The sequence below is a fragment of the Staphylococcus sp. Mo2-1 genome (assembly GCF_046721385.1).
GTDB lineage: Bacteria > Bacillota > Bacilli > Staphylococcales > Staphylococcaceae > Staphylococcus > Staphylococcus equorum_A.
Window position 1 is genome coordinate 1,073,423 of record NZ_JBEUUK010000001.1, and the last position, 12,720, is coordinate 1,086,142.

General features: G+C 32.9%; 9 protein-coding genes and 3 pseudogenes. 1 reads left to right on the top strand and 11 read right to left on the bottom strand.

Features of this window, described 5'->3' with window-relative positions; all coding sequences use genetic code 11:
• Window positions 1–11: 11 nt before the first annotated feature.
• Window positions 12–1,148, bottom strand: coding sequence for a M20/M25/M40 family metallo-hydrolase (locus tag ABLV95_RS05390; protein WP_460872672.1), 1,137 nt, complete (start codon window positions 1,146–1,148; stop codon window positions 12–14).
• A 219-nt stretch (window positions 1,149–1,367) separates the two neighbouring features.
• Here ABLV95_RS05390 and prli42 point away from each other — a divergent pair, with 219 nt between their 5' ends.
• Entirely contained in the window at window positions 1,368–1,466 is a 99-nt protein-coding gene (prli42, locus tag ABLV95_RS05395) for a stressosome-associated protein Prli42 (protein WP_155398016.1), read from the top strand.
• Window positions 1,467–1,623: 157 nt separating this feature from the next.
• Here prli42 and ABLV95_RS05400 read toward each other — a convergent pair whose 3' ends face one another.
• The 10 genes and pseudogenes from ABLV95_RS05400 to ahrC all read right to left on the bottom strand — a co-directional run bounded on the left by ABLV95_RS05400 (window position 1,624) and on the right by ahrC (window position 12,439).
• On the bottom strand, window positions 1,624–2,616 hold the full coding sequence (locus ABLV95_RS05400; protein ID WP_427704389.1) for an aromatic acid exporter family protein: 993 nt from the start codon (window positions 2,614–2,616) through the stop codon (window positions 1,624–1,626).
• Window positions 2,617–2,628: 12 nt separating this feature from the next.
• Window positions 2,629–3,066: a BrxA/BrxB family bacilliredoxin gene (locus ABLV95_RS05405; protein WP_460876572.1), complete on the bottom strand. Its 438-nt coding sequence runs from the start codon at window positions 3,064–3,066 to the stop codon at window positions 2,629–2,631.
• A gap of 238 nt (window positions 3,067–3,304) precedes the next feature.
• Window positions 3,305–4,573: a dihydrolipoamide acetyltransferase family protein gene (locus tag ABLV95_RS05410; RefSeq protein WP_460876574.1), complete on the bottom strand. Its 1,269-nt coding sequence runs from the start codon at window positions 4,571–4,573 to the stop codon at window positions 3,305–3,307.
• Window positions 4,574–4,585: 12 nt separating this feature from the next.
• Window positions 4,586–5,570 (bottom strand): annotated as a pseudogene (locus ABLV95_RS05415) (alpha-ketoacid dehydrogenase subunit beta).
• A pseudogene (locus tag ABLV95_RS05420) lies at window positions 5,563–6,562 on the bottom strand (thiamine pyrophosphate-dependent dehydrogenase E1 component subunit alpha). The pseudogenes ABLV95_RS05415 and ABLV95_RS05420 overlap by 8 nt, the downstream one beginning before the upstream one ends.
• A gap of 15 nt (window positions 6,563–6,577) precedes the next feature.
• On the bottom strand, window positions 6,578–7,999 hold the full coding sequence (gene lpdA / locus ABLV95_RS05425) for a dihydrolipoyl dehydrogenase (protein ID WP_460876576.1): 1,422 nt from the start codon (window positions 7,997–7,999) through the stop codon (window positions 6,578–6,580).
• Between the two features lie 10 nt (window positions 8,000–8,009).
• Entirely contained in the window at window positions 8,010–9,071 is a 1,062-nt protein-coding gene (buk, locus tag ABLV95_RS05430) for a butyrate kinase (RefSeq protein ID WP_460876578.1), read from the bottom strand.
• 263 nt (window positions 9,072–9,334) lie between these two features.
• Window positions 9,335–10,231, bottom strand: a complete 897-nt coding sequence (locus ABLV95_RS05435) for a phosphate acyltransferase (RefSeq protein WP_460872674.1) — start codon at window positions 10,229–10,231, stop codon at window positions 9,335–9,337.
• A gap of 52 nt (window positions 10,232–10,283) precedes the next feature.
• Window positions 10,284–11,965: pseudogene (gene recN / locus ABLV95_RS05440) on the bottom strand (DNA repair protein RecN).
• Between the two features lie 21 nt (window positions 11,966–11,986).
• The gene (ahrC, locus tag ABLV95_RS05445) at window positions 11,987–12,439 is read right to left on the bottom strand and encodes a transcriptional regulator AhrC/ArgR (RefSeq protein ID WP_002507526.1); all 453 of its coding nucleotides are present in this window, start codon (window positions 12,437–12,439) and stop codon (window positions 11,987–11,989) included.
• Window positions 12,440–12,720 lie beyond the last annotated feature (281 nt).

Consider the following 12,720-nt stretch of genomic DNA (forward strand, 5'->3'; position numbering starts at 1 on the left):
TATTCACTTAATCAGTTTTCAGATTTTTGAGTAATTATTTCAACTATTTTTATAAGCTGTTCTGCTAGAAGATTTAAAGCATCAATTGACATACGTTCTTCAGTTGTATGGATGTGCTCGTAACCCACGCCTAAGATGACAGTTGGTATGCCTAATTGATTAATTATATTACCATCAGAACCCCCGCCGACCATAACTGTGTTCGGTGTTAACCCTAATGCAATTGCGCTGGCTTTAGCTACGTTAGTAACTGTGGCATCTTGTGCAATTTTAAAGCCAGGATAACTATTAATTATTTCAACTGTAGCTGAGCAACCATATTTTTCTGCTGTTTCTTCAAAAACAGATTTCATATGAGTTACTTGAGCATTTATACTTTCATCTGAGTGTGATCGGGCTTCAGCCATAAGTGTTACTTTGTCAGCTACAATGTTAGTTGCAGATCCGCCTTCAAAACGGCCTATATTTGCTGTGGTATATTCGTCTATCTGACCTAATTTCATCGCACTTATAGCTTTAGCGGCAATATTAATCGCACTTACACCTTTGTTAGGTACACTCGCGTGAGCTTTTTTACCATGAATTGTAGTATTAATTTTCATTTGTGTGGGTGCATTAATAACAGTTGTCCCTACGTCTACACTTGCATCGATAGCATAGCCATATTTGGCATCGAGTAAAGATGTATCTAATGCTTTCGCACCTTCTAAACCAGATTCTTCCGAAACAGTAAGTACAAATTGAATCTTACCATGTGCTATGTCTTGTTCATTTAATATGTAAATTAATTCTAAAATAGTAGCTAATCCAGCTTTATCATCAGCACCTAAAATTGTAGTTCCATCTGAATAGATGTAACCATCATCTTTAACTATCGGCTTTACATTAACACCAGGCACAACTGTATCCATATGACTCGTGAAATAGATATTATCTATATTTTCATCATTTGTCGTCGCCTCTAATGTGCAAATTAAATTATTTGCTCCTAAATTTTCATGTTGACCAACATGGTCTTCAACTACCTTTAATCCCAATTTTTCAAACTTAGATTTAAGTAACCGTTGAATTTCAATCTCATTGCCACTCTCAGAATCAATTTGCACTAATTCCAAAAAAGTATCTAGGAGTCGTTGTTTATTTATCATTTAAAAATCCCCATTCCATTATTTATATGCCATACGTTTAAGTGTAACGAAATGTGTACATAAGCAAAACTAATATGTTTCAATTCTAGAGGGTGCGTATGATATAATAAACTTATAAAGTAGTTTGAAATTGAATGTGTTGTAATTGAATTATATTGATATATACAGTGTGTTTTATCTATATTTCAATTCCATATTCTAGATTTGGAGGAATCATCTTTGGGTAACAACAAAGTTCTAAGAGTCATTATTATAGTCATGTTAGTAGCTATTATTCTTGCATTGGTATTGACAAGTGTCGTACCATTAGTGAATTAATTATAATGGTTTTTGAAAGTATCAATTTTTAATTAAACGTTATTTTATTATTAAAAGCGATGAATCACTAATATATGTATAGTTAATAAGTACAGTAGAAAATGAATAAAGCCATACAAAATTCTTAAATCAAAAGAATTTTGTATGGCTTTATTATTTAGGATGTTGCGATTTTAGAATCATTATGTAATCTTAATGATCCAAATTGTGATTTTAGTAATAAATATGATTCAAGTTCATTTAAAAGTTGTAATAAGTTTGCACGTGTTCGAAAAGCTTCATGTGACGTAGGCAACTCTAATTCATTTAATTCTATTCGAATTTCATATAACGAATGCAATCGTAATGCAGTATAATCATTACTATTTACATTTGTCCCTACTTCAGCAAATAAATTAGATATTTTGGATAATAAGCAATCTTTTGTTTCAATATTTTGAAGGATTAGAGCCATTCTTCGTAACAGCTCTAACTGTTCTTCCCGCATATCAAAATAATGATAATAAGAATTTTCATTTCTAACATAGTGATTCTTAACATCTCTAAATGCGATTGATTTAGCTTTGCGAATCGTAACTTTTAACTTCTCAAAGGATATATCTAAGCTTGGGTTTGGACTTGTACAAGCCTTACTGAACATTTGAAAAATTTCAGTAAATTGATTTTCAATTTGTTGTTTATACTGTTTTAAATTACTATCTAAGCTTGGCATAATAACATTCATTAAGAATGCAATACCGAGACCAACAATTAATAAGATAATTTCATTGAAAAATAAATCCATATCAATCGTTTTAGCATTGAAAACATGAAGTAAGATAACACAACTTGTAACAACACCTTCTTGAACTTTAAATACAACAGTTAAAGGAATAAAAAGTAGCACAATGATACCTAAAACAATTGCGTTTTGTCCTAATAAATTAAAAATAATAGAACCAAGTGCGAGTATCATAAGACAAGATACAAAACGAGATACAATTGCTTGTAGTGAATGCACCTTTGTATGTTTAATACAAAGAACCACTAAAATGGCACTAGATGCAAAATTATCTAAACCAATTAATTTTGCAATAATAATACCTAGTGCCATTCCAATTGCAGTCTTTATCGTTCTAAATCCGATGCGGTATGGATTCAAACGTGTCATGTATTAATCCCTCTATTTTTCGTCACAATAAGTGTCGAATGTGTTTTGTAATTGAGTAATGACATCCATTACGTCATGACCTTCAATTTGGTGACGTTCTACCATTTGGGCAACTTTACCATCTTTGATTAATGCAAACGATGGACTTGATGGTGCATAACCTTCAAAATAATCTCTTGCTTGTTGTGTTGCTTCTTTATCTTGACCCGCAAATACAGTTACAAGGCGGTCTGGTGTTTTATCGTAATGTAAAGCATGCGTTGTCGCTGGTCTAGCAATACCACCAAGACAACCACATACTGAGTTAACCATCACAAGTGTCGTTCCATCTTGTTGTAATACTTTATCTACTTCTTCTGGAGATGTTAATTGCTCATATCCAGCCTGTTCTATTTCATTTCTTGCTTGATTAACAACATCAGTCATATATAAATCAAAATTTAAATCCATAATAACGTCACCTTTCATTTCTGAATTATTACTTTTATTCTACTAATATATGCGCAATACTTCAACATGTGTGATTATAATATATAATAATATTGCTTAAATTCATAAAAATTATATCGCGGACGGTTGATAAAACACATGTTAAACCAGAAAAATTAAATGAAAAATGAGTGTGAAACTTTTGTCTCACACTCATTTTTTAAACTTGAAAATTAATTAGTCTACAAAGTTAAATATATTAATATATACTTGTATGTTTAATTGAATATTGTTCAATACGTGTTTTTACAAAATTCATAAATCTACCTGCTTGAAGACCATCTAATATACGATGATCAATCGATAGACATAAATTAACCATATTGCGAATTGCAATCATATCATCAATAACGACAGGTTTTTTAATAATAGATTCAATCTGTAATATTGTCGCTTGAGGATGGTTGATGATACCCATAGATGAAACAGAACCAAATGTTCCAGTATTATTCACAGTAAACGTACCACCTTGCATATCCTCAGAACGTAATTTTTTGTTACGCGCTTTATTTGCAAGCTCGTTAATTTCACGGGCAATACCTTTAATTGATTTTTCGTCTGCATTTTTAATTACAGGGACATATAATTTGTCTTCATCTGCGACAGCGATAGAAATATTAATATCCTTATGCATAACAATTTCTGAATCTGACCAGCTACTATTTAACAGTGGATACGCTTTTAGCCCTTCTGCAACAGCTTTTACGAAAAATGCAAAGAAAGTTAAATTATATCCTTCACTTTCTTTGAAGCTTTGCTTATGATAGTTACGTGTTTTTACTAGATTTGAAGCGTCCGATTCTACCATCATCCATGCATGCGGTATTTCATTGACACTATTTACCATGTTTTGAGCGATTTGCTTACGAACACCATTAACTGGAATTGCTGACCCTGGAGAAGGTTCATTGTAATACGCTTGTTTTGTAACTTTAGGTGAATCTTTAGGTGCTACAACTGTTGAAGGTGTTTTGTTCGTACCTTCTTTAATTACTTTTTCAATATCTTTTTTCGTAACTCGACCTTCAAAACCAGTACCAATCACTTCAGATAACTCGATTTGATTTTCTGAAGCAAGTTTAAATACCACTGGTGAAAAGCGACCATTGTTTTTGGGTTTATCTTCATGTGAAGCGCTATTAACATTATCATCTATATCATTTGAAGCAACCTCTTGAGGTTCATTAGATTCTGTTGTTTGTTGTGTATTTGAATTGTTTGTTTCTTGCGATTCATCACCAATATCAACAAGGCATATGACTTCATTTACCGCTACTGTTGTGCCTTCTTCTACTATAATTTCTTTAATTGTTCCTGAAAATGAAGATGGCACTTCTGCTGTCACTTTATCAGTGATAACTTCGCATAATGGATCATATTCTTCAACAGTATCTCCTACAGATACAAGCCATTGTTCTATTGTACCTTCATGCACACTTTCACCGAGTTTAGGCATTTTGATTTCCATGATTGTGCCTCCTTAAAATTCTGCGAGTTCTCGCATTTTAATTTTTATCTTATCTGGATTGATCATAAACTCGTCTTCGAGAGTTGGTGCAAATGGCATTGATGGAACATCAGGTCCCGCAAGTCTCATTATAGGTGCATCTAAATCAAATAAACAGTTTTCAGATATAATCGCAGATACTTCAGAAATAATACTACCTTCTAAGTTATCTTCTGTAACTAATAATACTTTACCAGTCAATTTAGCACGTTCAATAATTGTTTCTTTATCTAAAGGATAAACTGTACGTAAATCAACAACTTCTACATTAATACCATCTTCAGATAACATATCTGTTGCTTGGATACAGTAATTCACACATAAACCATAAGTGAAAACAGTTATATCATCACCTTCACGTTTTACATCAGCTTTACCGATAGGCACAGTATAATAGTCTTCTGGTACTTCTTCTTTTAATAATCGATATGCTTTTTTATGTTCAAAGAAGAGCACTGGGTCATTCGTCTCAATTGATGACAATAATAAACCTTTTGCATCATAAGGTGTAGACGGTATAACAATAGTCAATCCAGGTGTCGATGCAAATATCGCTTCAACGCTTTGTGAATGATAAAGTGCACCATGAATTCCGCCACCAAACGGCGCACGAATTGTAATGGGACATTGCCAATCATTATTGGAACGGTACCTCATCTTAGCAGACTTCACTAATGATTTGGTTTGTAGCAGGTAAAATATAATCAGCGAACTGAATTTCAGCAACAGGACGTTTACCTAACATTGCGGCGCCTATACTTGTACCAACTATATTAGATTCTGCTAATGGCGTGTCTAATACACGTGCCTCACCATATTTTTCTTGTAATCCTAAAGTGACTCCAAATACGCCGCCTTTTATACCGACATCTTCTCCTAATACGAAAACGTCATTATCTTTTTCCATTGATTGGTCTAGCCCTTGATGGATAGCTTCTAAATAGGATAATTTAGCCATTGTTTGAGCCTCCTTCTTCGTAAACGTGTGTATAAGTTTCTTCTGCTGATGGATAAGGTGCTTGCTCAGCTTCCTTAGTTGCTTGGTTGACTATTTCTTTATGTTCTTTTTCTAAATCATCTAACCAGACCTTCATCAATAAAACCTTCTTCAAGTAAAAATGCTTTGAATTTAAGGTTACAATCTAAAGATTTAAGTTCATCGCGTTCTTCTTTTGAACGGTATTTATCATCATCATCAGATGAATGAGCAGTCATTCTCGTACACATAGCTTCTATTAGTGTTGATCCACCGCCATTTAAAGCACGTTCTCTAGCTTCTTTCATTACTTTATACATAGCTATTGGATCATTTCCATCCACATGCTCGCCATGTATTCCATAGCCAATAGCACGGTCAGAAAGTTTTTCAGCACCATATTGAAGTGAATCAGGAACTGAAATTGCATATTTATTGTTTTCAATTACACAAATAAACGGTAATTTATGTACTCCTGCAAAGTTTAATCCTTCGTGAAAATCACCTTGGTTGGAACTACCTTCACCGACAGTTGTCATTGCTATGTTTGCTTTGTTATCCATTTTCAAAGCTAAAGCGGCACCAACAGCGTGTAAAATTTGAGTTCCTACCGGAGAACCTTGAGAAAGCATCCCTATGTCACTTTGACCAAAATGAGAAGGCATTTGTTTTCCACCTGAATTGATATCATCACGTTTACCAAAAGCGGCTAACATAGAATTCAGAGGTGTCATACCTAAATAAGTTACAAGCGCTAAATCTCTATAATAAGGTGAAGAAATATCACCTTTTTGCATAGCATAAGCCATACCTATTTGTGTTGCTTCTTGTCCTTGGCAGCTAATGACAAAGGGGATTTTGCTCGCACGGTTTAATAGCCACATACGTTCATCTATTTTACGACCTAAGTCCATCCATTTGTACATTGCTTGTAGGTCTTCTTTTTCTAAGCCTACAGATTTATAATCAAACATTTTATTGCCTCCTTATTAAACGTGAATCGATCTATTCTCAACTTTTAATCCTAATTCCATTAACACTTCAGAAAGAGAAGGATGTGCATGGGTTGTTAAACCAAGTTCTAATGTTGAGCCATTCATAAATTGGAATAACGACACTTCATTAATCAGTTCTGTGACATGAGGTCCAATCATATTCAGCCCTAATACAGTATCATTTTCTTGATCGATTACGACTTCACAAAAACCACTTTGATTTTGTGTGTCTTCAATTACAGCTTTACCAATTGCTTTAAACGGCACTTTTACTGTGCGTGCTTTAATATTTTCTGCTTTGGCTTCTTCTATATTTTTGCCAATACTCGCTACTTCGGGTTGACTATAAACGCATCTTGGCATTTTTTGATAATCTATCGGTAATGGCGATGCATCAAACATATGATCAATCGCAATCATTCCTTCTTTTGAACCTACGTGTGCAAGTTGCAATTTACCGATACAATCACCCGCGACGTAAATATGCTTATCTTCAGTTTGTTGATATTCATTGACGATGATGTGCTTTTTATCAGTCAACTTGATTTTAGTATTATTTAGGCCGATATCATCAGTGTTCGGTTTACGACCTATCGAAACGAGTGCTTTGTCAAATGTAACCGACTTTTCATTTAATATTATTGTTATCTTATTTTCATCAATTACAATATTTTCTTCACCTAGTTGAGTGTTTTCATAAAACGTTACACCACGCTTAGATAATTCTTGTTTTAATACTTTTGCTACTGATTTACTTTCAGTTGGTAGAATACGATCTCCGACTTCAATCACTGATACCTCGACACCAAAATCTACTAGTAATGATGCAAATTCTAAACCAATTACACCGCCTCCAACAATTGCGATAGAATTTGGTAGTTGCTCAAGATTTAAAATGTCATCACTAGAAAGAACGATATTATGATCAAATGGCAAAAATGGTAGTTCCATTGGTTGAGAACCAGTACAAATTAGCACGTTATTATTCGGAATTAATTCTGACTCACCATCTTCAAATTCTACTGAAACTGTACCACTTTGCGGTGAAAAAATGGAAGGCCCTAATAAACGACCAGTACCATTAAATACATCGATTTTATTATGGTCCATCAAATGTTTCACACCGTTAAACATTTGATTAACGACTTCATGTTTACGTTCTTGAACGCGCGAAAAGTTCAATTTAAAATCATTTATATCAACACCATATTCACTTGAGTTTTTAACTGTATGCAAAACCTCAGCTGATTTTAAAAGTGCTTTTGTTGGGATACATCCTTTATGTAAACAAGTGCCTCCAAGTAAAGACTTTTCTACAAGTGCAACTTTTTTTCCTAGTTGAGATGCTCGAATTGCCGAGACATAACCCGCTGTACCTCCGCCTAATATTACTAAATCATATTTTTCTTCTGACATGCTTGCACTCCTAACTATAAACTTTAGCACTTTCTATACCTTCTAAAACAAGCGATGTGCGAGTCGCTAAAGCGTCCATTTCTTTTTCACCGGGGTAGATTGTCACCGGTGCTATCCAATCGACATAAGATTGGATTAAGGATGTTAATATTTTATTATAACTCAGTCCGCCAGTAAGGATAACTTGATCAACGTTTCCTTTAAAAACGATTGCGCGTTCACCAATCGCTTTCGCGACTTGATATGCTAATGCATCAAACGCTAGTTTTACATCACTATCTGATTCATATTTATGTGATAACACTTTTAAATCATTTGTTTTAAACATATTAACAAAACCACCTTCTTTGCTCAAAAAGTGATTCATTTCTTGTGGTGTAAAATTGCGTTTATAACCATATTCATATAACAAATCATTTGGTATAGAACCTGCCCGTTCAGGACTAAAAGGACCCTCGCCTAGCAAGCCTTCGTTCACATCAACGACAAGACCCTGTTTATGTGCGCCAACAGTTATACCACCACCCATATGAGCAACAATAACGTTAACTTGTTTATAAGTTTTACTGGATGAATTTGCATATAAGCTTGCAACAGCTTTTTGGTTTAATGCATGAAAAATACACCTTCGCTTAATATCTTTGATACCTGTAACTCTAGCAATATCCATTAATTCATCTACAACTACAGGGTCAATTGTAAAAACAGGTATTTGAAGATCTTGACTTAATTCGTAACCGATAACCCCACTTAAGTTAGATGCATAGTCACCATATTTAAATGTTCGAAGTTCATTATACATCGTTTCGTTGATTGTATAAACGCCACCACGTATGGGTTTCAATAATCCCCCTCTACACGCAATGCCATCAAAGTCACTAAAATTCACACCGACTACATTTTTTACAAAACGTTCAATTTCAAATCGTCGATGTTTGATTTGTTCTATCAAATTTAAGGAAGTAATTTCGAGGTCATGCCGTATTGTTTCATTATAATTGCAATACGCATCTGTATAAATAGCAACCTTAGAAGATGTGCTTCCTAAATTAAGCACTAAAATTTGAGACATTGCCCCACCTTCTTTATTGAAAATAAAATAGAAAGTTATTAACTTTAACTGCTCAAGGAACATAGATTTTATTATTATGCAACGGCTAGATTACCGGCTTCAAAATTGAAATAAATAGTCAACTTTGAAAAAGTCATCGCACATAAAAGGATTATATTAAACTATTTATAATATCCACTTATATTTTACATCAAATAGACAAAATATAAAATTAATAACCTATTTTATATCGCAACAAGTAAAATGAGCCTTTCATAGCAAGGTCAATTTAAAACTTTTAGGGCTAACAATAATGAATCAAGTTTGTTTTGTTTATTATCAGCTCTAGAAGTAAGTACAATTGGAAATTTTGCGCCTAAAACTAGGCTTGCTACACGTGCACCACCAAAGTATGTGAATGACTTGTATAACGCGTTGCCAACATCAATATGTGATACAAGCAAAGCATCGACGTCACCAACTACAGTAGACTTTATATTCTTTTTAATAACGCTTTCCATGCTGATTGCATTATCAAAAGCTAGAGGACCGTCAACAATTAAATAATCATCCGCATCTCTATTAAAAATATTTTTGATTTTTTCAGAATCCGTAGAAGATGGGATTTTCCTTGTAACTTTTTCGACAGATGATAATAAACCTACTTTAAACTGTTCATAACCTAATGCCTTACTAAATACTGACAAATTTTTAATAATTTGTCTTTTTTCCTCTACTGAAGGTGAAATATTTAAAGCAACATCACTCATCATTAATGTTTTATGATAATTTGGTATATCGAAACATGCGACATGACTTAGAAAACCATGATTTTCTATAAAATTTTTATTGCTTAAAATAAAAGATAGTAATGATGAAGACGTTAAATTACCTTTCATTAACATCGAAACTTTACCACGTGATAAATCTTGTGCACATTGTTTAAATAATTCATTTTCATCATCAAATGTATAAATGTGAATTCTGTTTAATAATCGTGCGTCTATATTAAAAGATCTAATAATTTCAGTAAGATCATGTGTATCATATAAAAACACTTCTATATCTGTTAAAGTAAGTGCTTCTATCACGACTGAAAGCATCTTTTCATCATTTGCATATAAAATGGCTATATTACCTTTTAAAGTTGTAGTCGGTTCAATTAAATGTTGATATTGCATGAAAACCAACACCTTTCCCTATAAGTAAAGTAGTATTTATACGTTCGCATTATTAATCATTAAGGTGATTTTGTTCTATCATTTCTTTAGCATTCTGACGTGTAAGCTCAGTAACACTTGCTCCAGAAATCATTCTTGCTACTTCATCAATACGTTCTTCACCGGTTAATTCTTTAACATGAGTAGTTGTTCTGTTATCTTTAGAAGCTTTACTAATAAATAAATGTTGATCACTCATTGTCGCTACTTGTGGTAAATGAGAAATGCAGATTACTTGTATATGTTGTGCTAAGTCTTTCATTTTCTGAGCCATCTTCTGTGTCTGCTTGACCTGAAACACCAGAATCTACTTCATCAAATAAAATCGCTGTTTGCCCTCTTGTTTTTACAAAGATTGTTTTGAGCGCCAACATAATTCTAGATAATTCTCCTCCAGAAGCGATTTTATTTAAGCTTTTAAGCGGTTCACCTTTATTAGGGCTTATTAGAAATTCTACAAATTCAATGCCTTCACGGTTAGGTGTATCTAATGGTTTAAAGGAAATTTCTAAGTTCGCGTCTTTCATTTGTAAGTTTTGAATTTCATCCACAATATTGTCTCGCAGTGATTGAGCTACAACACGACGTTCTTGAGATAATTTTTTACCTAACTTGAAAACTTTATCATAAAGTGATTCTATTTCTTCACGCAATTGTGACGTACTCTCTTCATAGTTCTCAATTTTGTTGATTTCATTATCCAATTTATCTTGGTAAACAATAAGCTCACTAATATCTTTGCCATATTTGCGTTTCAAGCTGTTTAAGACGTTCATTCTAGCTTCTAGTTCATTAAGATACTGTTCGTCAAATTCAGTGTTTGTGAGTTCATCATATAGCTGATGTTTCGCATCGTCTAATGTGTAGTAAAATTGATCTACATCTTCTTTAAGACGATCATATTTATCAGGCAAAATATCACTAATTGATTGAAGTCGGTTACTTAATTCATACAAACGATCGGTAATTGCATGTTCATCAGTTAATGTTAGATGTGCATTGCTTAGTGCTAGGCTTAAATTTTCAGAGTTTTGAATGCGTTTAATATCTGTCTCAAGTTGTGAAACTTCTCCATCAGTTAATTGAGCTTCCTGTAATTCCTCATATTGAAATTTAAGTAAATCTAATCGCTGAAGCAGTGCTTGATCCGCAGTTTCCAAATCTTCAAGTTCTTTCTTTTTAGCTTTATATTGATCAAAAGTAGACACATAATCATCAAGCAAAGATTTATATGTATCCTCTGCATAATTATCTAATAATTGTAAATGATATTTTTGCTTTAATAATGATTGCGTTTCATGCTCGGCCATGTATATCTAACAATTCTTGCATTATTTTTCGCAAGTCTTGTAGTGTAACAATTTGATTATTCACTCTACACATACTTTTTCCAGAACTAAAGATTTCTCTTTTAACTAATAAAAAATCTTCGTCTATATCAATTGATAAATCACGTAATATGGAAATAGCTTCTTTACTCTCATCAATGTCGAAGATACCTTCAATAATTGATTTCTTTTCCCCATGTCTTACATAATTTGAAGAAGCACGCATGCCAATGAGTTGACCAATTGCATCAATGATAATTGATTTACCCGCACCTGTTTCACCACTTAATACTGTTAAGCCCTCACCAAAATGCACTTCTAATTCATCAATGATTGCAAATTGCTTAATAGATAAAGTTTGTAGCATCCTTATATCACTTCCTTATACTTATAATAAATTAAAGATGCGTGTCTTAATTTTTTCGCTCGCAGAATCATCTCTACAGATAATTAAACAAGTATCATCACCGCAAATAGTTCCTAAAACTTCTTCCCAATCAATTTGGTCTAAAATTGCACCGATTGATTGAGCATTACCAGGTAATGTTTTTAGAACTAATAAATTGCCTGTTCCATCAATGTTTACAAAAGAATCCATTAAATAGCGACCTAATTTTTCTAAAGGATGATATTTTCGATCATTTGGCAAACTATAGACATATTGTCCTGCAGGAGTCGGTACCTTTATAAGTTGCAACTCTTTAATGTCTCTTGAAACAGTTGCTTGAGTGACGTTCAATTCGTACTCATTTAAACGCTTTACTAATTCATCTTGTGTTTCTATCTTTTCATTTGAAATGATTTCTCGTATTTTTATATGTCTCACTGATTTTTTAGCCATGTATAGCACCTCTGTAAACGAATATTTATACATTTATTTTACCACAAGCATAAGAATTCTACTACTAAAGTTAATTTGAAATATCGCTAAATATATCACGTTAATTATGCTATATATCAGTAAAATGTCACTATAAGGTATACAAATATGAGTTGTAAAATTTCAGCAAATTATGTAAAGAATCATTAAATTGATGAATAATTATTGAATAATATATTTTCACTCAATAAAAAATCACACTACATATACGTAGCATGATTCTTTGAGCTATTAAGTATTTT

Coding starts and splice junctions, on each gene's coding strand:
- ABLV95_RS05390 (WP_460872672.1), bottom strand. CDS start 1,148: ATGATAAATAAACAACGACTCCTAGATACTTTTTTGGAATTAGTGCAA.
- ABLV95_RS05400 (WP_427704389.1), bottom strand. CDS start 2,616: ATGACACGTTTGAATCCATACCGCATCGGATTTAGAACGATAAAGACT.
- ABLV95_RS05405 (WP_460876572.1), bottom strand. CDS start 3,066: ATGGATTTAAATTTTGATTTATATATGACTGATGTTGTTAATCAAGCA.
- ABLV95_RS05410 (WP_460876574.1), bottom strand. CDS start 4,573: ATGGAAATCAAAATGCCTAAACTCGGTGAAAGTGTGCATGAAGGTACA.
- lpdA (WP_460876576.1), bottom strand. CDS start 7,999: ATGTCAGAAGAAAAATATGATTTAGTAATATTAGGCGGAGGTACAGCG.
- buk (WP_460876578.1), bottom strand. CDS start 9,071: ATGTCTCAAATTTTAGTGCTTAATTTAGGAAGCACATCTTCTAAGGTT.
- ABLV95_RS05435 (WP_460872674.1), bottom strand. CDS start 10,231: ATGCAATATCAACATTTAATTGAACCGACTACAACTTTAAAAGGTAAT.
- ahrC (WP_002507526.1), bottom strand. CDS start 12,439: ATGGCTAAAAAATCAGTGAGACATATAAAAATACGAGAAATCATTTCA.